The organism is Paraburkholderia kirstenboschensis (assembly GCF_904848585.1).
GTDB classification, from domain to species: domain Bacteria; phylum Pseudomonadota; class Gammaproteobacteria; order Burkholderiales; family Burkholderiaceae; genus Paraburkholderia; species Paraburkholderia kirstenboschensis.
Map to the genome: position 1 here is coordinate 1 of NZ_CAJHCR010000003.1, position 24,006 is coordinate 24,006.

General features: G+C 61.6%; 21 protein-coding genes and 1 rRNA gene. 4 read left to right on the top strand and 18 right to left on the bottom strand.

Annotated elements, in window-relative coordinates:
• The 10 genes from JMY24_RS09830 to JMY24_RS09875 all read right to left on the bottom strand — a co-directional run.
• A 16S ribosomal RNA gene (locus JMY24_RS09830) occupies positions 1 to 195 on the bottom strand; the annotation flags it as partial.
• Positions 196 to 722: 527 nt separating this feature from the next.
• Positions 723 to 1,283: a phosphonate degradation HD-domain oxygenase gene (locus JMY24_RS09835; protein ID WP_128596617.1), complete on the bottom strand. Its 561-nt coding sequence runs from the start codon at positions 1,281 to 1,283 to the stop codon at positions 723 to 725.
• A 4-nt stretch (positions 1,284 to 1,287) separates the two neighbouring features.
• Positions 1,288 to 2,739 carry a phosphonoacetaldehyde dehydrogenase gene (phnY, locus tag JMY24_RS09840; protein WP_128596616.1) on the bottom strand — a complete coding sequence of 484 codons (1,452 nt, stop codon included), beginning with the start codon at positions 2,737 to 2,739 and terminating at the stop codon, positions 1,288 to 1,290.
• Positions 2,736 to 4,013, bottom strand: coding sequence for a phosphonoacetate hydrolase (gene phnA, locus JMY24_RS09845; RefSeq protein WP_128596615.1), 1,278 nt, complete (start codon positions 4,011 to 4,013; stop codon positions 2,736 to 2,738). Before phnA ends, phnY begins: the two co-directional genes overlap by 4 nt.
• Before the next feature lie 64 nt (positions 4,014 to 4,077).
• A complete protein-coding gene (locus JMY24_RS09850; protein ID WP_201701958.1) occupies positions 4,078 to 4,824 on the bottom strand; it encodes a phosphonate utilization associated transcriptional regulator in 747 nt (248 codons plus the stop codon).
• A gap of 84 nt (positions 4,825 to 4,908) precedes the next feature.
• The gene (phnV, locus tag JMY24_RS09855; RefSeq protein ID WP_201701960.1) at positions 4,909 to 5,772 is read right to left on the bottom strand and encodes a 2-aminoethylphosphonate ABC transport system, membrane component PhnV; all 864 of its coding nucleotides are present in this window, start codon (positions 5,770 to 5,772) and stop codon (positions 4,909 to 4,911) included.
• Entirely contained in the window at positions 5,762 to 6,709 is a 948-nt protein-coding gene (gene phnU, locus JMY24_RS09860) for a 2-aminoethylphosphonate ABC transporter permease subunit (protein ID WP_128586313.1), read from the bottom strand. Before phnU ends, phnV begins: the two co-directional genes overlap by 11 nt.
• Complete coding sequence (gene phnT / locus JMY24_RS09865; protein WP_128596613.1) at positions 6,687 to 7,787, bottom strand: 2-aminoethylphosphonate ABC transport system ATP-binding subunit PhnT; 1,101 nt, start codon at positions 7,785 to 7,787, stop codon at positions 6,687 to 6,689. Before phnT ends, phnU begins: the two co-directional genes overlap by 23 nt.
• Before the next feature lie 119 nt (positions 7,788 to 7,906).
• Positions 7,907 to 8,995, bottom strand: coding sequence for a 2-aminoethylphosphonate ABC transporter substrate-binding protein (phnS, locus tag JMY24_RS09870; RefSeq protein ID WP_128586311.1), 1,089 nt, complete (start codon positions 8,993 to 8,995; stop codon positions 7,907 to 7,909).
• 531 nt (positions 8,996 to 9,526) lie between these two features.
• Entirely contained in the window at positions 9,527 to 10,282 is a 756-nt protein-coding gene (locus JMY24_RS09875; RefSeq protein WP_027779716.1) for a DeoR/GlpR family DNA-binding transcription regulator, read from the bottom strand.
• A 510-nt stretch (positions 10,283 to 10,792) separates the two neighbouring features.
• Between JMY24_RS09875 and JMY24_RS09880 the strand changes: the two genes are divergently transcribed.
• Complete coding sequence (locus JMY24_RS09880; protein ID WP_413231240.1) at positions 10,793 to 11,065, top strand: hypothetical protein; 273 nt, start codon at positions 10,793 to 10,795, stop codon at positions 11,063 to 11,065.
• A 370-nt stretch (positions 11,066 to 11,435) separates the two neighbouring features.
• Here the strand turns inward: JMY24_RS09880 and JMY24_RS09885 are convergent, their stop codons facing one another.
• Both JMY24_RS09885 and JMY24_RS09890 read right to left on the bottom strand, forming a co-directional pair.
• A complete protein-coding gene (locus JMY24_RS09885) occupies positions 11,436 to 12,281 on the bottom strand; it encodes a helix-turn-helix domain-containing protein (RefSeq protein WP_128596611.1) in 846 nt (281 codons plus the stop codon).
• A 37-nt stretch (positions 12,282 to 12,318) separates the two neighbouring features.
• Entirely contained in the window at positions 12,319 to 12,876 is a 558-nt protein-coding gene (locus tag JMY24_RS09890) for a carboxymuconolactone decarboxylase family protein (RefSeq protein ID WP_128596610.1), read from the bottom strand.
• 259 nt (positions 12,877 to 13,135) lie between these two features.
• On the opposite strand from JMY24_RS09890, the gene JMY24_RS09895 reads away from it, so the two are divergent.
• Complete coding sequence (locus JMY24_RS09895) at positions 13,136 to 14,308, top strand: TIGR03118 family protein (RefSeq protein ID WP_128596609.1); 1,173 nt, start codon at positions 13,136 to 13,138, stop codon at positions 14,306 to 14,308.
• Positions 14,309 to 14,526: 218 nt separating this feature from the next.
• Here the strand turns inward: JMY24_RS09895 and JMY24_RS09900 are convergent, their stop codons facing one another.
• From JMY24_RS09900 to JMY24_RS09910, 3 genes are all read right to left on the bottom strand, one after another.
• A complete protein-coding gene (locus tag JMY24_RS09900) occupies positions 14,527 to 16,161 on the bottom strand; it encodes a hypothetical protein (RefSeq protein WP_236597368.1) in 1,635 nt (544 codons plus the stop codon).
• A 133-nt stretch (positions 16,162 to 16,294) separates the two neighbouring features.
• Complete coding sequence (locus JMY24_RS09905; RefSeq protein ID WP_201701963.1) at positions 16,295 to 16,987, bottom strand: phosphatase PAP2 family protein; 693 nt, start codon at positions 16,985 to 16,987, stop codon at positions 16,295 to 16,297.
• Positions 16,988 to 17,487: 500 nt separating this feature from the next.
• A complete protein-coding gene (locus JMY24_RS09910; RefSeq protein WP_128596607.1) occupies positions 17,488 to 18,909 on the bottom strand; it encodes a UbiA family prenyltransferase in 1,422 nt (473 codons plus the stop codon).
• Positions 18,910 to 19,473: 564 nt separating this feature from the next.
• Between JMY24_RS09910 and JMY24_RS09915 the strand changes: the two genes are divergently transcribed.
• Positions 19,474 to 21,033, top strand: coding sequence for an ABC1 kinase family protein (locus tag JMY24_RS09915; protein WP_128596606.1), 1,560 nt, complete (start codon positions 19,474 to 19,476; stop codon positions 21,031 to 21,033).
• Between the two features lie 175 nt (positions 21,034 to 21,208).
• On the opposite strand, the gene JMY24_RS09920 is transcribed toward JMY24_RS09915, so the two are convergent.
• On the bottom strand, positions 21,209 to 22,228 hold the full coding sequence (locus tag JMY24_RS09920; RefSeq protein ID WP_201702163.1) for a L,D-transpeptidase: 1,020 nt from the start codon (positions 22,226 to 22,228) through the stop codon (positions 21,209 to 21,211).
• Positions 22,229 to 22,496: 268 nt separating this feature from the next.
• Here JMY24_RS09920 and nadE point away from each other — a divergent pair, with 268 nt between their 5' ends.
• Positions 22,497 to 23,357, top strand: a complete 861-nt coding sequence (gene nadE / locus JMY24_RS09925) for an ammonia-dependent NAD(+) synthetase (RefSeq protein WP_128596604.1) — start codon at positions 22,497 to 22,499, stop codon at positions 23,355 to 23,357.
• 142 nt (positions 23,358 to 23,499) lie between these two features.
• Here the strand turns inward: nadE and JMY24_RS09930 are convergent, their stop codons facing one another.
• Positions 23,500 to 23,769: an RNA-binding protein gene (locus JMY24_RS09930; protein WP_128587537.1), complete on the bottom strand. Its 270-nt coding sequence runs from the start codon at positions 23,767 to 23,769 to the stop codon at positions 23,500 to 23,502.
• Between the two features lie 5 nt (positions 23,770 to 23,774).
• The gene (locus JMY24_RS09935) at positions 23,775 to 23,921 is read right to left on the bottom strand and encodes a hypothetical protein (protein ID WP_164853685.1); all 147 of its coding nucleotides are present in this window, start codon (positions 23,919 to 23,921) and stop codon (positions 23,775 to 23,777) included.
• Positions 23,922 to 24,006: the final 85 nt, after the last annotated feature.

Sequence of the window (24,006 nt, forward strand, 5' to 3'; positions counted from 1 at the left end):
CCCCTTTCCTCCGTAGAGCGTATGCGGTATTAATCCGGCTTTCGCCGGGCTATCCCCCACTACAGGACACGTTCCGATGTATTACTCACCCGTTCGCCACTCGCCACCAGGATTGCTCCCGTGCTGCCGTTCGACTTGCATGTGTAAGGCATGCCGCCAGCGTTCAATCTGAGCCAGGATCAAACTCTTCAGTTCAAACCTGTTACTGTTTTCGGGCTCTTTCGAACCCGGTCGCTCACTCAACGTACTGACGAAGTGTTCAACCATCTTTCAACGGCCAAACCTTCCTTTCATTACTGTGTGAGACTTGATACTTTCGCTTTGCGTGAATCCGGAGATCCACTCGCGTCGCGCATCAAGCGCCCACACTTATCGGCTGTTAGTTTTTAAAGATCGGTCCGCTTCACCCTGCGCTGCCCTTACCACCACTACCCGGCACCGCTTCGTTCTGCGTCGCTGCATCAGCAGCAGAGAAACGAGATTATGAAGAACTCCGGCCGCGCCGTCAACAGGTTTTTGCTACTGCCTGAACCTGCTGCGACCGCTGGAAGCCTTGCCACTGCTGGCTCTCCCGCTTCCCGTGCCCCGGCGTCCGGAGCACGAAAGAGCGAGATTCTAGCGAGCCGGGCAGCGCCTTGCAAGCGTTATTTTGACACACGGAAATTGCGCAGGAAGTAGCGCGAAGGCAACGACGAGGACCGACTAAAACTACACCATCCTGGTCAGACAATCACGCTCTTACTCATCACGCGCTCTACCACATCGAGGTAGTGATCCAGACCGGGCGTTACGCGGTGTTCTTCTTTCGCGCGGTCGTCCCACTTGCGCAGCCGCAGCGCGTCCTGCGCGTACGGCTTCTGCAGAAACCTCTCCGCTTCCTCGCTGCTGAAGATGCCGCCTTGCAGATCCAGGCTCCGCACCGAATCGGCGGAAAGCTGATCGAAATACCCGTCGTCGATTGCGCAGAGGCAGCGCTTTGCATCGACGTGCAAACGGATCGGCTCCAACACCGCATCCGGCAAAACTGCCCGCAAGAACGGCAACGCAAAGTACTGGTGCAGATCGTCGATGCCCCGCTCCGTCGGCGTCGCGCCCTGGAGATTGAGCAGATGCCCGAGATCGTGCAAAAACGCCGCCGCGACGAGTTCGTCACCTGCGCCCGCTTCTTCGGCCAGCGCACCGCTCTGCAATGCGTGCTGGAGCTGCGTCACCGGTTCGCCGCTATAGGCGATGTCACCGTACTGCTCGAACAGCGAACAGATGTCCGTCACACTCAATGCCACGCTATTACTCCCACGGTAACGAAAAAGTCTTGAGGTTGGTGAAGCTCTTCATCGCTTCCTGAACGCCTTCCTTGTAGCCGAGCCCCGAGTCCTTGATGCCGCCAAACGGCGTCAGCTCTGTCCGATAACCCGGCACCTCCCACACGTTGACCGTCCCCACTCGCAGTTCGTTGATGAAGCGCGTGATCGCGTCCTGGCGGTTCGTGCATACACCCGAAGACAATCCGAAGCATGTGCCGTTGCTGATACGTATCGCGTCGTCGAGCGTGTCGAAGCTGATGATCGGCGACACAGGCCCAAAGGTTTCTTCGCGCACAAGGGTCATGCCCGGCTCCACGCCGTCGAGCACCGTAGGGGAATACAGCGCGCCATTGCGTCGATTGCCAATACGTAACCGCGCGCCGCCGGCAATCGCCTCATTCACCCGCGCCTCGAATAGCTGCGCCGCGGCGACGTCGATGACCGTGCCCATCTGGTTGGCCGCATCGAATGGATCGCCGAAAGTCCAGGCCCGCGTCTTCTCGACGACCAGATCGGTGAAGTCCGCCGCCACACGCTTTTGCACGAGCATCCGCTTGACCGCCGTGCAGCGCTGTCCGGAGTTCTTGTACGAGCCGTGCACCGCGAGCGTCGCTGCGCGCTCGAGATCGGCGTCCTCGAGCACGATCAGCGGATCGTTGCCGCCTAGCTCGAGCACAACGCGACGGTACGCCGCCTTTGCCGCGATGTACTTGCCGATCGCCACGCCGCCCGTGAACGTGACGAGTTCAGCCAACGGATGCGTGATCAGTTCATCGGCGATTTCGCGCGGGTCGCCTGTCAGCACTTGCAGCATCGGCGCGGGCAAGCCGGCTTCGTACAGAATGTCGGCGAGATAAAGCGCAGACAACGGCACTTTCTCGGACGGCTTCAGCACCACGCGATTATTCGTCGCGATTGCCGGCGCGACCTTATGCGCGACCTGGTTCATCGGATGGTTGAACGGGGTGATCGCGACGATCACGCCCGCAAGCGGCTCGCGCTGCGAAAACACGCGCCGCCGCTTGCCATGCGGCGTCAGATCGCACGAGAAACTCTGCCCGTCGTCGCGCAATGCTTCGATTGCCGCAAACTTGAACACATCAGCCACGCGGCCGATTTCATAGCGCGAGTCCTGCTTGGACAACCCCGATTCGAGCGAGATCATGTCCGACGCCTCTTCGGTCCTGTCACGCAACAACGTGGCCGCGCGTTCGAGAATCTGCGAGCGCTCATAACGCGTGAGCTTCGCCTGATAAGCGCCGGCGTATTCGAATGCGGCGCGCACATCGTCCACGCTCGCCAGCGCGACCGTGCCCACGCGCGTGCCCGTATACGGGTCGACTACATCGAGCGTGCGTGGCCGCGCAGCGCGTTCGCCTTTGAGCCGCAGCGCTTCCGTCCGGAACGCCGGATGGTCCCGCAGCGTCGCGTTCATGATGCCGACACGCGGTTCAACACGACGTCGAAGATATCGAAATTGCGCAGCCTCTTTCCGCTCTCCACGCCCGGCAATCCGTCGATACGCCGGTTGAAAAGGAGCGGCACTTCCTGCTCGGACAAGCCGCCATGCGAGCGCAACGGCACCGTGAGCCCCGACAGGTCATGTTCGTCGCGGCGAGTACCGAGCACCACATGCTTCGTACCGATCACGACGATATCGCCGACGCGGTCATTCGGCAGCTCGAAGCGCTCACACGCCGTGTGGTTATCGAGCGCGACTTCGACGCCCTGCAGCCCGCGAATCCGCTCGATCACCTGCGCGGCACCGACCTCGCGTGGCAAATAGACTGTCGCGAACGAACCGAGCGCGCCGTGATGCACCACATACGGATCCGTGATCGGCAAGATCACGCGCGCCCTGCGCGCGCCGAGCCATTCGTCGAGCACGTCTTGCAGATAGATCACGTTCGGCTCGCCGCTTTGCGGATCGTGCTTCGCGTTCATGCCGTGATCGGCGGTGAGCCCGATCACCCAGCCGAGCGCGTCGAGCTTCGCCAGATAGCCGTCCATCATCGCGTAGAACGCGTTCGCGCCTTCGGTGCCCGGCGCCCATTTGTGCTGTATGTAATCGGTCGTGGACAGATACATCAGGTCGAGCTTGCGCGTCTGCGCGAGCCGCACGCCGGCGGCGAACACGAACTCCGAAAGCCCCGCGCTGTACACGTCGGGCAGCGGCAAGCCGACCAGATCGAGTACTTCGTCGATGCCGTTTTCCTCGCGCGTCACGGTGTCCGCTTTTTCCGCGGAAAAGCAGATGCCGTTCAACTGCCAGCCCAACAGCCGGCGCAACTTGTCTTTAGCGGTGACGACCGCGACGCGCGCGCCCGCCTCTGCTGCCGCTGCCAGCAAAGTGCCGGCCCGCAGATAGGCTGGATCGTTCATCATCACTTCCGCGCCCGCGCCGCCGTTCGCGTCCGGGTCCCAGAAGTAATTCCCGCAGATGCCGTGCACCGACGGCGGCACGCCGCAGACGATCGACAGATTGTTCGGGTTGGTGAACGAAGGAATCACGCAATCGCCCTTGAAGGCCGCACCGCCCTTGAGCATCTTGCCGATGAACGGCGCAACGCCGGCCGCGACCGCGGCTTCCAGATAATCGAACTCGCAGCCGTCGACGCAGATCACAACCGTCGGCTCCAGAGGCAGCCGGTAGCCGCGGCCGTTGACTTCGATCGTGCGTTGTTTCGCGTTTTCGTTTGCGCTTGCCATCGTTCCCGTCCCTGCGTGCCACGCACGCGTGCTCAAGCCAATGCGTTACGACGACGCGATCGCTTCAGTCGTCCGAAGCCGGCGCACTGCGCGCCGTTCCCAACGGCCCAGCCGCCACGCCGCCTCCCTCGCACGCCGCATGCGCGCGCTGCAAGCCGCCGTTCACGTGCGCGTGCATCAGCGCCGCGGCATGCGCGGCGTCGCGCGAAGCCAGCGCGGTCAGAATCGCGCGATGTTCCGCAAGCGAGCGCTCCATCGCATCCGCGTGCACCACCAGCGCCGCACGCCGGAAAAGACTCAACTCGCTCACCAGCCTTCGATACGTCTCGTACAACTTCAGATTGCCCGCCGCCGCCACGATCGCGTCATGAAACGCGACGTTGGCCCGCGCGTACGCATCGTGATCTTGCGCATCCAGCGCCGCGCGCATGGCGTCGAGCCAATCGCGGAGCACCGCCAACTGACTCGCGTCGATGTTCGCGGCCAGCATCCGGCACGCCGCCTCTTCGAGCACCGCGCGCACCGCGTAAATCTCATCGGCTTCGGCGAGCGACACCGTACGCACGAACACGCCGCGATTCTTCTCGGTGCGCACGAGCCCGGCCTGCTCGAGCGCGCGGAACGCCTCGCGAACCGGCCCGCGCGACACCTGCAGGCGCGCCGCCCAGTCCGCTTCGTTGAGTTTGGCGCCCGGCGCCAGTTCGCCCTGGACGATGTGCCTTTCGATTTCGTCGCGAACCAGTGTCGTGAGCGAATGCCTGCGCACAACCTCAATCGGATCGACAGAAGCAGTTTGCATATATTCGGTCATTTTGACAAATTTCGCCACATCCAAAGTTTGCGGAATGTCTACGCGCCGCACGACGCGCAACCAGGGAAACGAGGAAACGCCGGTTCAGTCGATCCGACGACGCGGCACGCGGGCCGCAATCAGCAGCAGCGCGGCGAGCGAAACGAGCAGCAGAATCAGCGACAGCGCGGACGCCGGCAGGTAGTAACCGCGCTCGACCTGGCCGACCACGACGATCGGCACCGTCGCAAAACCGGGCGGATACACGGTGAGCGTCGCGCCCAGCTCGCCGAGCGACAACGCGAAGCCGAGCGCAAGACTCGCGCGGATCGCCGGCACGAGTTGCGGCAGCACGACGCGGCGCAGCACCATCGACGGAGGCGCGCCGAGGCTCGCGGCGGCTTCGCGCAGAATCGTCAGTTCAGGGCGCAACGCCGCCGCCGCGCACCGGTAGCAGAACGGCAGCACGAGCGCGAGCTGGACGAACACGACGATCGCCGCGGAACTCGACAGGTCCACCGGCCGCTTGTGATAGGCGATCAGTACCGCGAGCCCGAGCACCACGCTCGGCACGCCGTTGGGCATCATCGCAATGGTGTCGACGAACGCGCCGAGCCCGCGCCGGTCGCGTCCTTCGAGCGCGAGCGCAAGCCATAGCCCGAGAATCGTGCCGAGGACGGCGACGCCCATGCCGATCTCGAGGCTCGTCGTGAGCGCGTCGAAGTCGCTCGACCCGAGCCGCTCGAACCAACGGGTGCTGAAGCCGGCCGGCAGGATCGTGCCGGACCAGTGCGCAGCCACGCTCGACAAGCCGACCACGATCACCGGCAACACGAAAAGCCAGAAGCACAACAGCGCGGCAAAACCGAGAAACAGCCCGCCGAGCATCCGCACGACGAAACTCCGGCGCACCGGGCGCGCCTTCTTGTGCATGACCGGCAGCACGGTCGGGTCGAGTTCAACGGCCATGGCCCGCTCCTTTTACCTTGCGACGATTGACCTGGCGGTACAACGCGTACAGCGACAAGGACATGATCAGCATGACGACCGCGCCGGCTGCCGCCGTCGGCAGATCGAGGTCGACGGTGGCCGAACTGTAAATGGCGACGGGCAAGGTGATCAGATGCGCGCTGCCGAGCACGAGCAGAATGCCGAATTCGTTGAGCGTCAGCAGAAAGCACAGGATCGTGCCCGCAGCGATACCCGGCCACGCAAGCGGCACGATTACCTTGAACGCGACCATCCAGCCGCTTGCGCCAAGACTTCTGGCGGCTTCGATCAGACGCATGTCGAGCGTGGCGAACGAAGCCAGAGTGGGTCGCACGACGAACGGCGCGTAGAACACGACCTCGGCGAGAATCACGCCGCCCACGCCGAACAGAAAATCGAGCGGCGGAGCCTCTAAGTGAAAGAGCCTCTGCAAGCCGATGCTGACCGAGCCCTGCGAGCCGTACAGAAAAATCAGCGTGAAGGCGACCAGAAACGACGGGAACGCGACGAACAGTTCGAGAAAACGCGTGACCATCCGCGCGCCCGGAAATGGCTTGAAAAACAGTAACGACGCCAGTGCGACACCGAGCAGCGACGCGAGTCCGGCGCTGGCGAACAGAATCCACAGCGTCGTGCCGATCACGCCGCGCGTCTCCGGATTGCCGAAGAACGCCGCATACGCCTGTAGACCGATGCCATGGGGCCCGCTCAGGCTCAGCAGCACGAGGCGCACGAGCGGGTAGATGACAAGCGGTCCGAGCACGACCACCGCGATGAACAGCAGATGCCATTGCGCTGCGCGCTCGCGGCGCTTTACCGCGGCCCGATGCAAAGCGGCGCTCGCGCTGCGGCGGGCGTCGGCTGCCTCCGAGGCGGAAAGCGGATTGGACGCCTCAGGGGTGGATAAGGACGACATCGTCAGCCTCGTAACGCAAGGAAACGCGCGCGCCTTTCTCCGGCATCATGCCGTGGCCGCGCTGCATGGTGACGAGCAGCGGTTCGTTCGGCATCGCGTCGAGCGCGACCGACACCGACAACACTGAGCCGTACCATTCGACCGACGTTATCGCGCCATGCAACTGCCCTTCTCCGAGCGGCACGATGCGCAGCGCTTCCGGCCGCAGACAGGCGACACGCTCGCGTTCGTTGTAGCGCGCGTCGTCCATGCCGAAAGCGACCTGCGGCGGCAGCAGATTCGCCGTGCCGAGATAACGCGCGACAAACCCGTCGTTTGGCGCGTCGTACAACTGTTGCGGCGTGCCAAGCTGCGCGATGCGGCCGTCGCGCATCAGCAGCGTCCGGTCCGACAGCACCAGCGCGTCATCCTGGTCGTGCGTCACGCAGACAATCGTCAGATTCGGCAGGCGTTCATGCAGCGCCTTCAGTTCGGAGCGCACCGACGCGCGCAGATTGGCATCGAGCGCGGAAAGCGGCTCGTCGAGCAACAGCACGTCCGGCTCGATCACGAGCGCGCGCGCCAATGCCACGCGCTGCTGCATGCCGCCGGAAAGCTGCGCGGGCATCACGTGCCCTGCGTCGCCGAGTTGCACGAGCTTCAGCACCTCGGCCACGCGTCGCGCGATGTCCTTCGCCGATATGCGCCGCGCGCGCAAGCCGAACGCGACGTTTTCAAAGACCGACAGATGCGGAAACAGCGCGTAGCTCTGGAACAGCAGACCGAGGTTGCGCTTATGCGGCGGCACGTGCGTGAGATCGTGGCCCGCGACGGTGAGCGTGCCGGACAGCCCGTCTGCCTCGATGAACCCGGCGATGAACCGCAGCAGCGTAGTCTTGCCGCAGCCACTGCGGCCGAGCACGGTGAGCAGTTCGCCGCGCTGTATCGTCAGCGACAGATCGTCGAGCACGGTGCGCGAGCCGAAGCGCACCGTCAGATGGTCGATCTGCACGCCGCCAGGCGCGTCCGAACGCGCGGCGCCGAGCGCGTCCAGTGAGGCGTCGAGCGCGCCTCGCCGAGCAAGACTGGCCGTATTCACCGGATTCATCCTCCAACAAGATTGATGCTCAGGCAGCGCGCCGGCGATCCACACCGATCGCGAGAGCGCTGCGTGCTTCGACTGAGAAGCGAGACTGAAAAGCGGGACCGAAAAGCGGCTTACTTCGGCTTGACCACTTCGATCTGCTTGCCCGACGAGCCGATCACGTCGCTCTTCCAGCGGGCGGTCCAGTCGGCTTTCTTCGTCATTACGTGGTTCCAGTCCACCGGAATCAGCTTCACGCCCGCAATCGCCTGCTTGACCGTCTCGCCGTTCTTGCCGGCGAGCGGCACGTCGGTACGGCCCGGAATGCCGAAGATGTCCGGCACCTTGGCCTGCACTTCCGTCGACATCAGATAGTCAATCAGCTTCTTGCCTTGCGCCTGGTTCGGACCGTTCTTGATGAGGCCAATTGCATACGGCAACTGGAACGTGGTCGGTTGCTCGCCCGGTGCAGCCGCGAGGAACACAGGCTTGAGCGACAGGCCGCCGTTGGCCGCGTCGTCCAGATCCATCTGCAGATCGCCGTTCGCGAACGCGATTTCGTTGCGCGAGAGCAGAACGTCGAGGTAACCCGTGCCCTTGGTGTGGAACTTGGCGCTTTGTTCCAGCTTCTTCAGATAGTCGAATGCCTTGTCCTCACCCATCAGCGACGACGTCAGAATGATCACGGCCATGCCGTCGCCCGCCGTCGCCGGGTTCGAGTAGGCGATCTTGCCGCTGTAGTCCGGATGCAGCAAATCGGCAAAAGTTTTCGGCTGGTTTTTCGTGACTTCCGGGTTGATCGCGAACGAGAAATAGTTGTTCACGAAGGTCGCCCACGAGCCGTTCGGCGCTTTGGCGATCGCCGGCACGTTCTTGTAGTTCGCGCTCTGGTATGCCTGAAGCAGACCGCTCTGATCCGCCTGCTGAATGAACGGCGGCAGCGTGACGATCACGTCCGCCTTCGGCTGGTCTTTCTCGATGGTCGCGCGGTTCACGACTTCCCCACTGCCCGCCGTGACGACGTTGACTTTCACGCCCTCTTTCTTTTCGAAGGCCGGCAGCACGTCTTTATAAAGATTTTCCAGGCCGTCGGCGGTGTACAGCACCACCGCATCGGCAGCATGGGCCTGCACGGCCACGCCGCCGAACATCGCGGCGGCGACCAGCGCCGGCAGAAGTTTGCGTGCGAGGCCCGTGGCCTGAGGGGAGTTTGTCTTTGTCATGTCGCTTTCTCCGAAAGGCAAAAAACCGGACGGTAGGGAAAACCCGATACCTGTTGTGATTGAACGGCGCGTGGTGCGCGCCGTTTGCGCTTTATTGCTGCTTGCGTGCGTGTTGCTTACGTGATGCTTGCGTGACTTATTGCATGTTGCCGCAGCCGACCCCGGTGCGGCCAACCGATTGCAGATTGCCGACAACTGCGCGGCGTCTTCCCAAGCGAGACTTACAGCCTGTCCACCACGTTCGCGCTGCCTGCCATGCCTGTATGGGCACGGCAAGGATCACAGGTTTCGATGACAACGCAATGACTATTCTGTCGAATTCCAAAAATTGACACAATTCGCCAATAATAGCCAAGCCGAACGCGGTAGCGGAAGAGGTTGCATGAAGAGGTTGAGCGCAGCCGCCGATGCATGGCTGCTGACCGTGAATCGAATCACGCCGAACTGCGCTGTGCTGTGCTGGCAGCACGTGTGGCGCGACGCGTGTCGCTCCCCGTCGCCGTGCCGCACGCACTGGTCTTGCACGCCGACTCAAGCAATCACGATTTCCGGGCCATGGGCCGTAATCGCCTTGCCGATCGCGCGCTCGGGTGCCAGTTCGGTCACGAGATAACGCGCCGACTCGATGCCGTTGATCCGCACCGGCGTGACACGGCCGAACTTCGAATGGTCGGCGACGACCACTACCGTGTCGGCGGCGGCGATCATGCGGCTGCGCACCTCGGCGGCCATGCGGCTGTAGTCGGTGAGATAGCCGTCAGGCGAGATGCCGCCCGCGCCGATGAACGCGAAGTCCGCGTGATATTGCGTGAGCTGGTGGACCGTGTCGAGCCCGAACGTGGCGTCTTCGATATCGGACAGCTCGCCGCCCAATAGCGTGACGCGATTGTCGTTGCGCCGTCCGAGCAGCAACGCGATGCGCCAGTCGTTCGTATAGACCGACAGCCGGTGCCGGTCGAGCAAGGCTCGCGCGACCGCCTGAGTCGTGCTGCCGGAGTCGACGATCAGCGACGCGCCGTCGGGCACGAACTCGGCCGCACGCTCGCCGATCGCGCGCTTCGCGCCGGCATTTGCCGCTTCGCGCGTATCCAGGTCGGGCTCGCGCCGGTCGCTGGAGAGCGCGCCGCCGTGTGTGGTGACGAGCAGGCCGCGCCCGGCGAGCGCGTTGAGGTCACGGCGAATGGTCTCGCGCGACACGTTCAGTTCGCGTACCAGCTCGGCGACTGAGAGCGCGCCGGTTTTGGCGACTTGCGCCAGGATGTATTGGTGACGTTGTTCTGCGAGCATTGAGGGTTTTTCCTTCGTCATCCGCGATGAGGCTGTCACGCGGGCATTTCTTCGTCAAAGCCCTTTCCCATACGGCTTTATGTATTCACAAGCGGCATCTGCGGCAGTCTCCAGGTTGCCGTGCTCGGACACCGGCATGGATGTTCGCCTGCGCGTTGGTCTGCCAGCGACTGCATCAGCGTGCAATTCGAACGCGTTGCTTGGTCACCTGTCGACGGTCTCATGCCCCGACGCCAGTCGACAGAGCGAACAGGAATCTGCCACTGCCCCGCTAGCCGAGTGCCTTCAATGCGAGCGCGACGCGACGGTGGCGAAGACCCAGCTCTCACCCGCAGTGCATAGAACCGGCCCGCAATAGCTTTCGACGCCGGAATCATACACGGAGAGAAAATTGTGTGACGATTTCCTCACAGGCCGAATGGAACGCCTTTGATTCGCTGCGAGCGCCGCATCTGGCACGAGCAATGCGCGCAGTCAGACTGGTGTGCTTCGATGCAAACCAGCGCGTCCATGGACGAAGCTCGCGCTTTCATCGCAAAGCCAATGATGGTTCTCTTCTTTTCGGAGGTTGAAATGGCAACAGAAACTTACGCAGGCCGCACTCAGGACGATCGCGCCGCAGCGCGCAAGGGCGAACGCGTCCCCGCCCAGGAACAGCCGGGCGGCAAAATGGCTGTAGAAGGTACAAAGCCGGACGCGTCGCACAGCAGCGGAGAGTTGTCCGAGGAAGGTAAGCGCGCCTGGCAACAAGGCAACACCATCGGCGGAAAGCCTGAGGTTTGACTTGAGGCTTAACTGCGGCTGAGTTGGTCGTGACTCGCGTCCCGCACAGGCGGGACGTCGCGTTGCGTGCGGTCCGCAAGCACCGTTCCCTCGTCATGGGAATATTGGTCCATTGGCCCCGCGTCTATCTGAAATCTCGCTCACCTCTCCTCGCATACGGCTCATTGCCGATGCGATGAATGTGCAGTGCAGAGTAAAAACCGCCCGCGAACCGTTAAGGCTCTCGGGCAAGTGTGCTGCCCGGAGCACTGCGGTGGTATGGCTGTTCTATTAGCCGCTGAACAAACGGCCGCTCCATGTTTGCCGACGCGCAACGCCAGCGCGGCAGCACGCTAGACGGCGCGTTTGGCCATGTCCATCGAATAGCGGTTCAGCAACGTTCTGAATGCCCGGCGAGCAACTGCCGGTGGCGCGCTTCGGTTTCGTCATCGGCAGGGAACATGCATTCCAGGCGTATCTCCTGTGCGCTAACGTTCTGCGGTGCACCAACGGTCGTGACCATCGAGAAATATCGAAGGACCACGTCCCCACTGACGAAACCTATCGGAATGACGGGCATCGTGGGCACGGCGGACGGCGCATGATGCGTCTTCCAGTCGCGCGGCACATCGGGATAGGCGAGCAGTTCGTCGAGCAGACGCCTCGTGCCGGCATCGACGACGTGACCGATCGACTCCCGATACACCCGTTGCAGCAGGCTTCGCGAGACCGTGTCCCAATCGGCCACGAATGGACGCATGCCCTGCGGGTCGAAGATCAGATGCAGCATGTTGCGTGGAGTTTTTCGCGAGGCCATGTCGATGAAACAATCGAAGAAGCGCGGAGCCGCGTCGTTGGTCATGAGAATGTTCCAGTGGCGATCCATCACCATCGCCGGGAAGGGCTCATGCTGGCGAACCACGCGCTCCAGCGCGGCAATCACACCGTGCATCTCCTGTGCGTTCCAGGGCGCTTCCGAATACACCGGTGCATAGCCGGCCGCGAGCAATAGCGCATTGCGCTCGCGCAGCGGCACGTCGAGCGTCTGTGCAAGCGTCAGCAACGTGTCGCGGCCCGGGACACTGCGCCCGCTTTCGATAAAGCTGATCTGGCGCTGCGAGACGCCGGCCTCGAGCGACAGATCCAGTTGACTCACGCCACGCATGTCGCGCCAATAGCGCAGCAAGTCGCCAAGCTCACTCTGCGGCACTTTCGGATCGCGACTGCTCGCGTTCATCGGATTTCCCTAATCAAGGTGAAGAATAGAAAAAGACTCAGCGTGTAGGCGCATGCCAGACGAATTCCTCGAACTGCGCTTCGAGTTGAGGCTGCGTTACGCTGCCCGTGTAGTTCGTGATCGTCGATGCCGCAACCACCGCAATGACCTCGAGTATCTGCTCAGCGCTGAACCCCGCTTCCACGAAGCGTGTCTGGTCCGATTCTGTCAGGTGCCCGCGCTTCTCTATCAGCGTGCGCGCCAATGCGGACAGCGCGGCCACTTCGCGGTCATCAGGCAAGACGCCGTGGCGGATCGCGTCGACATCGGCGGCATGCACGCCTTCTTTCAACGCTAGCGCCGTGTGAAATGCAACGGCCCAAACGCTTGCATTCGTCACCGCGTTGGTCAGCAACAGCGTTTGAATCTGCGGCTCGGTCAAACTGCTCGCATGCACGCGCTCGAACAGGCCGATGAAACCGTTGATCAGCACCGGCGATTGAGCCATTCTGGCCGCGATGTTCGGAATCAGGCCGAACGCCTGTTGCAATTGCTGGAGCACGAGCTTTGATTCTGCTGGAGCGGATTCGATCGTGTACGTGGGATAGCGGGACATGGTATCTCCTTGGCGGTGAGTGCAACCGGAATGGAAGCGCGACAGACAAAGAGTAGAAGCGGTCGCTCATGGCGCCAATTACATCGCATGTAATCGCCGCGCGGCGAAGCCGGGACAGCGCGTGAATTTCGCAATCCGCTTTTATCTATCCAGTTCAGCCATAGAAAGCACCCAAATAAGTTTCCACCACTGGAATAAACCTGTTCGCCTTCTCGTTCATTCAGCGTTGTGACCTTTGGACGGAACAAGGAGTGCGGCCATGAAGTCTCTACTCGCAGCGTTCACCGTCGTAGCCTGCGGCGCGGCTATCGCGACACTCGTTTCATGCGGCGGCAGTTCCAACTCGAACAGTTCTGCGCCGCCTGCGCAGTCGTCGTTCACCGCAACGGCGCTCGTCTCGGATGGCGCCGTGTCAGCAGCGCACACCGACGTCAATCTGAAGAATGCCTGGGGCGTGGCCTTCAATCCAAAAGGCTTCGTCTGGGTCGCCGACAACGGAACCAACGTCGCGACACTCTATGACGGCAACGGCGTACCGCAATCGCTGGTCGTCACGATCCCGGATGGCAAGAATGGAACAGCGGCGCCAACAGGCATCGTATTCAACGGCACGCAAAGCTTCAACGTGACGCGAAACGGCAAGACTGGCCTCGCCGCATTTATCTTCGTGGGAGAAGGCGGCACCGTCACCGCATGGGCGCCCGCCGTCGGGCCGACCAATGCGTTTGTCATGTACGACGACGGCACCGGCGGCGCCGTGTACAAGGGCCTCGCGCTAGCGACGAATAACGGCAGCAACTTTCTCTACGCCACCGATTTCCATAACAGCAAGATCGACGTCTTCGACACCAACTTTGCCAAAGTCGCCATGCCCGGCGGCTTTACGGATCCCTCCATTCCTGCCGGCTTTGCGCCGTTCGGCATCCAGTTGATCGGATCGAACCTGTTCGTCACCTACGCGCAACAGGATTCCGACAAACATGACGACGTCGCCGGCGCAGGACTCGGTATGGTCGACGTATTCGATACGGCAGGCAATCTCAAGCAGCACTTTGCAACGGGCGGCGCGCTGAATGCGCCATGGGGTATCGCGCAAGCGCCGAGCAATTTCGGCTCATTGAGCGGCGCGGTGCTGATCGGCAATTTCGGCGACGGCAAGATCAACGCATTCAACGCATCGAGCGGTCAGTCGATGGGTGCCATCAAGAGTTCGAATGGCAGTGCGATAGTCGAGCCGGGCTTGTGGGGTATCGCGTTCGGCAACGGGCTCAACAATCAGCCGGCCACTACGCTCTTCTTCGCCGCGGGGCCCAATGACGAAGCGGACGGCGTCTATGGAAGAATCGACCTGAATCCGGCATCGACCTCGAGTTCCTCCACGGGATCGAGCACAGGCACGAGTTCGAGCGGCGGCTCGAGCATCGGCATGTAGGCCGGGGATGAGTACGGCCGCTCGGCCACAACGAGCGGCCGCATTCATTTGAACACCGCGAGCGACGGAGCCGTCGACACAACTTGCGAGACCATCACCGTTGCGTTCGACGCTGAGCCGACTCGTAGCAGGCGGAACCGATACTTGTGTAAGACGACGTCCTATGAACAGCCCAAGCACTGCAGGCAGCTAGCTGATCGGTTGCATCATAACCGCGGTCATCGAGGAAGCATTCGGTAAAGCCGATGTTCCGGTAGCGTCGCAACGAGTTGCCAACCAGTTAGTGGTTCAGACAGGCGCCGTTGAGGATCGAACACTGCGAGATAGACTTCAGTAAACCGGGTTTGCAAGTCCGGAAATCTGTCTTGCAAGTCCGCTGCCCAGGCGCGCAACATACCGTCGTTCGCCCGGAATGCTTTATCGCCGTTCTCGATATCGTCCTGGAACTTCCTCAATGGGGCGTTTTCTGCGCGGTAAAGCACCGGCTGCTGGCCGGCCTTCAGATAGAGATCCGGTACGAGGACCCGATCGAGCGTTGCAAGCGCAACGACCTTATCCAGATACGGGTTCCAGCGGTGCGGGGCGGTCCTTGGGGACGGGTACGTCGTATCCTGTTTGTATTGAAACAGGACAGAGCCCGATTTCAAGGACGCGAACGTAGAGCGGTACTCCTGAATGGCAGGCTTCGCCGCACGCCAATCGGCAGTTACCGTCGCAATGCGAAACAGGAAAACAATCGCAAGCGCGAGAGCGCCGGCACGTTGCAGACGCGGTGCCGACGCGCGCACATCCACCAATGCAGTCAGCAGGAATGCGAAGCTGAGCGCGCATCGCTCGACAACGCCATAAGAAGCAAATGCGGAGAACGGCGCGAATAGCGCTACCAGCGGAAGCGCAATTATCGTTATCCGGCACTCAGGCTTACACGTCCACCATCTCATTAGAAAGCCGACGGCTAATGTCAGGCCCAGGCTCGCCAGTACTGCGACGTCGGCCGGCGGATTGCCGATTGCGAAGACATCGAGCCAACGGCTGACTTTGGCGAATATATGAACGACGCCGAAGTCGACGGACCCACGAAGTCCCCCGGTACTGCTGTGCGCCAGCAATACCACGGGAAGTACCAACGGAACGAGACTTGCGCTTGCGTGCCTGAAGAGCGAGCGGCTTCGCAACCTCCCTTCCTGCACGAGACAGCCAAGCTCCCACGTTCCTATGACCAGTGCAAAAACGGCCAACGGAAAAAGGTGACAAAAGTAAATCACAAGCGCGCTGCACGACGACGCTATGATCCGCGCGACCGTGAACTGGCGAAGCGCCACATGCAAGGCTATGGCCCACAAACAAAGGCCGACCCCGAACAGAAAGTTGTCGTAACCGCGTATCAGGATCCAGTTGTAGAGAAGCAGGAAACTGACCAGCGGGAACCACGACCAGCGGCCATTTACGGCACGGCTGAGAATCAGGCAACCCGAGCTCAGCAACGAGAGCTCGACAACGATAAAGAGCCATGCAGCCCACTCCACCGGCATCACTTGCGCGATCCAGGGGACAGTGAGGTCCATCGCAAGATCGGGCAAGGGGTCCCACCGAACTATGAAGTTGCCGGCGTAGGAACCCGGATGCGCCAGAATGTCTACTCTGACGATGTTATAGAAGTGCTGTCCTAATGGCGGAATCGACGACACGAAGAGCGGCATTGAAGCCACAACAGTGGCAATCAGCCAGACACCCCACAAATACAACGGCCTGCCGCTATGCACCGTTCCGTTTCGAGCAGTCATCAAAGCCCCTTTCAGACTGTATAGACGTTTTGCCGCTTCGATATCCTTTGGAGAAAGGACGGCGCTCATCCCGCCTCTTCATTCGCGCAGCGAATTGCCCCCGTCCCTGCATGTTCCGGGAGAGATGAGAGACAAAAGGGTCAGCGTTCGCGTAACCGGTCCCGTTTTGAGCGTTCGGTCCACCGTATGAAAAACAAACGAATCAGACGACTTTGAGGACGGAAGTGGCGAAGGCTCTAAGTTCATCGAACTGGGTAACGAGCTCCAGGCACAGCACGAATCCCAGCATGGCCGATGGTCCGGGGTAGCGCTCGATCCAACGCAACATGTGCGTCGCGTAATGCGCTCTCACGGAATCGCGAGTCATGATGTAAGTAATGACAATGCCAATCGCGGCTCCTCCCAACAGGTCGGTCGGGTAATGGAAGCCGAGGTAGGCGCGCGGAGTGCAAATGAAAATTGCGACATAAAGAAGCGCAAGAATGCCAACGCGGCGAGAGACGATGAAGATGCCTACCGCAACCGACATCCACAACATTGCGTGATCGCTCGGAAACGAACTCCACGCTGACAACAGGCTTTCGCTTTGCGGGACGACTGGGAAATGAAGATGCAACTCGGGCGAAAACGCCGGGCGCGGGCGGAACGGTAAAAAATGCGCCAGAAGTCTTCCAACGAGAAGAGCCAATAGCCCGCTCACGGTAGTCGCAATGACGACTTCACGCCTCCATTGCCGACGCTCGGACGACTGAAACCATATCCACCACAAAACGGGGACCAGAACCAGACCTTTGAACGTGTACATGTCCGCGATGGCTTGCACCGCATGATTACACAGAACACATGAATTGAATCCGCTGAAAAAAGTCTCGATGCTCTTATCGAAGCTGTTCATTTTTCGCGTAGACAATAAGGTACGTAGTGGGACAGGACGGTAACCATCCGTCTTGCGGAGTAGGCCGGCCCAACGAGTCGCTTTGCTGCCTGCGGTACACCCAGATTATGTCATTTGCCACCGTGGGATGCCCCGAACCAGCTCTCGAATGTGCGCTTGCGCACGTTATATTCCAAGAATATTTCCGTTCTGGCCGCAAATGCCGAATGCTTTAAAGTTGTCTTCAACCTCTCTACTCGACGTGAGCCCGACGATCGCCGTCATGGGGCATCGTCTCCGAGCGCAACACATTGCGCGAAGTACTTGAGCGCAACACATTGCGCGAAGTACTTGTATGAGCGGGAAGGTCACGTCGAGAAGATGCGCGCTGCAGCGCTCGCACTTTGCAGGAAGGCACGGGCTTTCAACTTGCTCACGGGCCCTGCTCCAGCCCACAGGTATGGCAAGAGCACGCTGATGAGAAGAAGGAAGAACAATTGCATCTATTGAATGCTCAACGGTCAACTTGCCGCTACCACCGTCGCCACGCATAGGAACACTACGAGCAGACTTAGGCGGTTCTTGAAGGTGAACACGATTGGGTCATCGTGCATCTCGCCGCGAAAGGCCAACATCCATACACGGCTGATCCAGAAGAGCAGCAGTCCGAATAGCAACCAGAGTGCGTGGGGGTGTCGATAGAGCACCCGCACATCGGATGAATTCATATACAGCACGAGAACCAGTACTGCGACATAGCCAGACGCTGCGCCGAATGAACGCAGAATGCCCAGATCCTGCGTGACGTAGCCGCGCCCCGCTGCGCAGACTTTCGCTTCGCGCAACAGCGCGTCGAGTTCGGCATAGCGCTTGACCATGGCGAGGCTCAGAAAGATCAGAATCGAAAACATGATCAACCAGTCCGAAAGCAGGATGTCCCCCGCGGCGCCGCCGGCCACTACGCGCGCGGTGTAAAGAGCCGCGAGGACAAAGACATCGACAAGCATGAACCGTTTGAGCCTGAGTGAATAAGCAAGTGTGGCCACGAAGTAGCCGGCCAGTACCAACTGAAAGGTGGGAGGCAGCAGCAGAGCAAGACCCGCAGAGGCGATAAGAAGCGCACATCCGAGAAACATGCCGAAAGCTAGAGATAACTGTCCCGAGGCAAACGGCCGGTTGCGCTTGTGTACATGGCGGCGGTCCGCGTCGAGGTCCATCATGTCATTGAGCAGATAGACAGACGAAGCGCAGAAGCAGAAGGAAAAAAATGCAATGCCTTCGGCTTGCAGAGTGTCCCCTTCGGTAAAACGATGCGATGCGAGCAGCGGCACGAAAATCAGGAGATTCTTGACCCACTGATAAACGCGCATTTCTCTAACAGTAAGGCCGATTAGCGACCGCCGCTCCTCGAAGAAGAGCACCTTCTGATTGACCCTCTCGGCCGCTTCGGCGATCTGGCGTGTTCCCACGACGATCGCCCGTCTACACTGTTTCCAGACCGGCACGTCGCACAGCGCGTTGCCGCAATAGTCGAAACCGTGCGGACCAAATTCTTCGGACAACGCAGACGCCTTGTGAACACCCGACAGATTGAGTGCGTCATTGCTCGCCAGAATCCCCTTGAAGAAGCCGAAATACGAGGCTATCTCCTCGGCGAACTTGCGGTTTGCAGCGGTGCATAAATACAGGTCTCTGCCGGTTGAGCGTTCTTCCCGCAGAAACTCCACGAGGCGCGCGTTATAAGGGAGCAACGTCACATCGATGGCGGCGCGCTGCGCAATCTGCGCCTTCAGATGCGCTTTACCGCGCAACAGCCAGCCGATGCAAAAGAGCGCATACAGTGGATTTCGCTTTACCAGCACGAGGAACGATTCCACCAGAAGGTCGGTGCTCGTCAGCGTGCCATCCAGGTCGACACAAAGGGGTACGCTCGCTTCGGTCATCATTACCTCGTATGAGTGTGCCTGGCTGCTCGATACGTTCACGCAACGCGCGCTGCATACACTTCTCTCTTCGAGGATAGTGGTCTAGTTGTTCCATACTGTGCGTCAGGACACATTTGTCACTGCGCCGTTAAATAAACTGTCACAAAGGCTACAACGTACTTTTCCTAAGGTTTCCTTAAGTTCTTTGCCTTATCATCGCGGCGGATGTGCGTGCTCGCCCGCCGCCGCGCGAACTTGTTTCGCGAATTCTTCGTATGAAGACAACGTCCATGCGCAGCGCACGCGTGCCGTTCATGTGGGCCATGAGCGTGGCTAGTTCTTCCTTCGCATGCTCGATACCGAATCAATTAGCGCAAATGCCAGCATCGTATTGGACGATGGTCAGATGCTATGCGCTATATAGCGCATAGCACGACTGACACGTGCAGCACGTTGACTCGCTGGCAGAACCGGGCTGCCGGTTCGCAGATGCGCCGTGGGCGCGCATTCCTGATAATCTGATTGTCCTGGCCACGTGGCGCCCAGGTTTTGCGCGCCGCATTGCCGCCAATCGAACCGCCGATGCCCCCACTGTTTCGCCGCTTACTCCTGCTCTACCACGCACTGCGTTACGGCGCGCGTCTGATCTGGCTTGCCGCGCCGTCCAATCGCAAGCTGCACTGGATGATCGAGCTCGTCGGCCGCGTGCATTCGTCGACGCACAGCGCGCGCAGCGTTCACAGCCTGCTGCCCGCGCTCGGCCCCCTTGCCGGCCAGTTCGCGAAGACGCTGGTCGAGCGTCCCGAACTTGCAGCCTCGACATTGCACGACGCGATCGACGCGATCGATCATATGGAAACGCCGCTGCCGCCGCGTGAATCCGAGGAAGCCTTGACGCGAGCGTTCGGCCGGCCGCTCGCTACCCTCTTCAGCGCCGTCGACCTGATACCGGTGCGTAGCGGTTTCGCCGAACAGACGCATTTCGCGCGGTTGCTCACGCCGGTCAACGGTCATCGCGAAGTGGCGATCAAATTGCTGCGGGCCGGCCAGTTGCAACAGATCGGCGACGAGCTTGCGCTGTTGCGCTGGGTCGCGCGCTGGCTGGAGAAACTGTCGGGCACCGCGCGCCGCCTGCGGCTGCGGGCGCTGGCCCAAACCTTCGCGGACGAGATCGTGCGCCGCTTCGATCTGCGCGCCGAAGCCGCCAACCTGAGCCAGACCGGCCATCATTTCGACGGCGACACGCGCCTCGTCGTACCCAACGTGATCTGGGACCTGTGCACCAGTCACACGCTGACTATGCAGCGCATCGACACGCTGCCGGCAACCGACCTGACCGGTCTGCACGCGCATCGGATCAAGCTCGCGCCGCTCGCCGCGCATATTGTGGAAGTGGTGACCGAGCAGGCATTCGAACACGGCTTTTTTCACGCGACGCTCGACGCGCGACGGGTTCGCGTAAGCATCGAGCCCGATTCTTTGGGACGACTCGTGCTGGCCGAGTTTTCGATCATGTCGAGCCTGTCGACGGACGAGCGCGAGTTCTTCGTTCATGGCGCGACCGCGCTGTTCGAGCAGGACTACGGGCGGCTCGCCGAACTGCACCGCGATGCCGGACACGTGCCGCACGACACCCGCCCCGAAATGCTCGAAGCCGAATTGCGCACCCGAGCCGAAGCGCATTTTGCGGCGGCTGTGGATGACCGCTCGGCCGGGTCGCTCTTCCACCAACTGCTGCACGCGGTGGTTCCGTTCGATGGTGCTGTTTCCGGCCAGCTCGCCACCGCGCAACGCTCGTTCCATCAGGCGGAGATGCTGGCGCGCGCGCTGCATCCGGGCGCCGATACATGGAACATCGCGCGGCGCGTGCTCGCGGACATCGCGCGGCGCGACGTCGATCATCGCGGCTGGTTCCAGCGCATTTCACGCGAGCTGCCGCATCTCGCACACATGCTGCCACGCGTGCCGCAACTGGCCGTACGTTATCTGCAGCAGGAACACGACCGCGCCCGCTCGCCGCGGCACAACGCTCAGCTGCTGGCCGACATCGGCCGCGAATATCGGCGTACGCGTGCGCTGTTGTGGGCGTGCGCTTTGTGCGGCGGCATTCTTGGCGCAGGCACGATGTTGCTGATGCGTTGATGGCTGGGCCGTTGGCAGCGCTGACGCACTGGTGGTTTGGCGTTGGCGTTGGCGTTGGCGTTGGCGTTGGCGTTGGCTTGGCTTGGCTTGGCTTGGCTTGGCTTGGCGTTGGCTCGGCGTTGGCTCGGCGTTAGCTCAGCGTTGGCTGCGCTGATGCGCCGCGCAAGGCCGCGCATCAATCCGCCGTGTCTGCCGCCGCCGGCACCCTGGCGCGCGTTCTTGCGTCGGGCGCCGGCGCCCACGCGGGACGGTACTTGCGCGCGGAATCCACCACGACGATATAACGCCCCGCCCACGGCATGACCTGCCGATCGCTCTTCAACACCCACAGCGATTTGCCCGAGTCGACGAGCGCCGCATATTCCGCGTCGAGAATCCCGTAATGATCGAGAAAAGTATTCAGTGATGCAGGGATCCGCACACACCCCTTCGAGTGGCGCACCCCTAGCAGCGGCTCCAGCCGGTCGGGGTCGGTGGCGTGCATCTGGAATCGCATCTGCGAAATACCGCCCTTGCCCCAGCCGCGCTCCGCCTGCGCCCAGCCCAGATCGAAAATGCGCATGTCACGCTTGCCGTAGCCGCGAATATGGTTCTCGTTCTCCGTGCCTTCAGAGCGGAAATCCATGTTGGACGGCGTGTGTTCGAACACTCCGAGCGGCGTGACGAAGTGGTCGAACTCGCCCGGCCGCCCGGTGGAGACGGGCGACGCGCCGATCATCTGCCAGGCGTCGGCGGGCGCTGCGCGAAAATAGATCAGGAGCGCCTGCACGTTCGCATTGCGGTCGACCACCACGACGTATTCTCCCGACAGTTCGCCCAGCGTGTGCTCGCGCAGCGCCGCTTGCAGACGGGAGGCGTAGGCGCGCTGCTCGGAGGCCGGTACATTGAGCCGGCGTGTGACGTGGCGAGCGAACACATCACGCAACGCAAACGCCCGGCGTGGGTCCACCACGCCGGCCGCATCGGGCGCCGCGAGGGACGCTGCATCGACGGAAAACGCCGGTTCGCTCGTTGCCGCGGGCGGCTTTGCAGCGAAGGCCGCACAAGCCGATGCGGCGAGCACGACGCCGCATGCGAGCCTGATAAGCCGGGTAAGCCGGGTAAGCCTGGCAAAGGTGCGGAGCACCCGACCGGGCGCACGCATCACGCAATACAACTCACGCGTGGCGCGCGACAAAGAAAATGCATACGGCATACAGCCGGCTTTGCGCCGCCCGGCGACTCGTGCAAAAGTCGGGCGGTCGAATACAGGCGGGCGAGGCCGCTTGAGATGGTTCATCGCGGGTTCGCACTGATCTGATTATTATTGGTTGCTCGCAGGTTGCTGCGGCGCTCGGAACGAGGATGTTACTCAGCGCATGGCGATCTGTCGATGGAGGTTCGCCGGGTCCGCTGCGTGCTCGCCACTGTCGCGCTGAAGTTGTTTCTTTGACATTGCGCCCATGCGCGAGGAGCAGAAGATCATGAAGCAGACCGATCCGGCCGCTGTTCAAGCGGACATCGCAGCCGAAATGCACGTTACCGCCGAGTTCGACGCCAACGCGGAGATCGAGCGCCGCGTCTCCTTTCTCGCGAACTATCTGCGTAGCAACGGACTGAAAGCCTACGTTCTGGGCATCAGCGGCGGCATTGATTCGACTACAGCCGGCCGCCTTGCGCAACTGGCTGTCGAGCGGCTGCGTGCCGCGAACTACGACGCGAGTTTCGTCGCAATACGCTTGCCGCACGGCGAGCAGAAAGATGAAGCCGACGCGCAGCAGGCGCTGGCTTTCATTCGCGCGGACGAGACCCTGACCGTCGACATAAAGCCCGCCGCCGACGCAATGCTCGCGTCGCTGCATCAAAGCGGCCTGCCGTTCGCGGACGAGGCGCAGGAAGATTTCGTCCACGGCAATATCAAGGCGCGGCAAAGGATGATCGCGCAGTACGCGGTAGCCAGCACGCGCACGGGCGTCGTGATCGGCACCGACCACGCGGCCGAGTCGGTAATGGGATTTTTTACGAAGTTCGGCGACGGCGGCGCCGATGTGTTGCCGCTCGCCGGACTCAACAAGCGGCGGGTGCGTGCGGTCGCGAAAGCGCTGGGCGCCTCCGACGCGCTCGCTTACAAGGTGCCGACCGCAGACCTCGAAGCGTTGCGCCCGCAACGACCCGATGAAGACGCCTACGGAGTCCCATACGAGACCATCGACGACTTCCTGGAAGGGAAACCTATGAGCGATGAGGCGCGCAAGATCATCTTGCGTTTTTACGAGGTGACGCGGCACAAGCGCGCGTTGCCCTACACGCCGTTCGATTGGCCGGAGGCTGAAAGCGGTGAGTGAGACAGCAGCAGGCGCACAGCAACCACAGCGAACATCGGGTTGGTCGCGCCGCCGGTTTGAGTCTTTAAACGCCTCTTTCTGCGTCTTGCCCGCAACCTACCCGCACCTTACTTTCGGGTGAGCCCGGAAGAAGGCGCAGCAGTCACTGCGCCGGTGGCGGCGAATCGTCGGTGAAAAGATCGGCGCTCGCCTCGAGCGCCATGCCGCCCAACTGCTTGCCATGAATCTGTCGCGCGATAACCTCGCCAACATACGGCACCTGCGCGTCGAGTTCGACCGTGGCATACGCGCCGGGCGTCCCAGCGTCGACGACCTCGACGTTGCGGGCGTAGTGCCCCAGCTCGCGCGTGAGGAATTCGCGCACTTCCTGCTCGCTGCACGACGGCGCGATGTTGCGCACGATCAGGTTCATGCGGCCTACCCTCGGCGGGTACTGCGGTCGGCGGAATGTACGTGCACGCGGCGCAATGCGGCACGCTGTCTGGCCTGCGCGGCGGCGAGTTCACGGATGAGTGCGGCGCCCGCTGCGCCAAGCGCGGCCAATGACAGGTAGAAGGCAATCATTCGAATCTCCGGTAATTGGGCTGGCCCCGTTTCAGATAGCTACTTTGCGGCCATCAATGCGATACGTCACGGCGTCGTAGCGGGA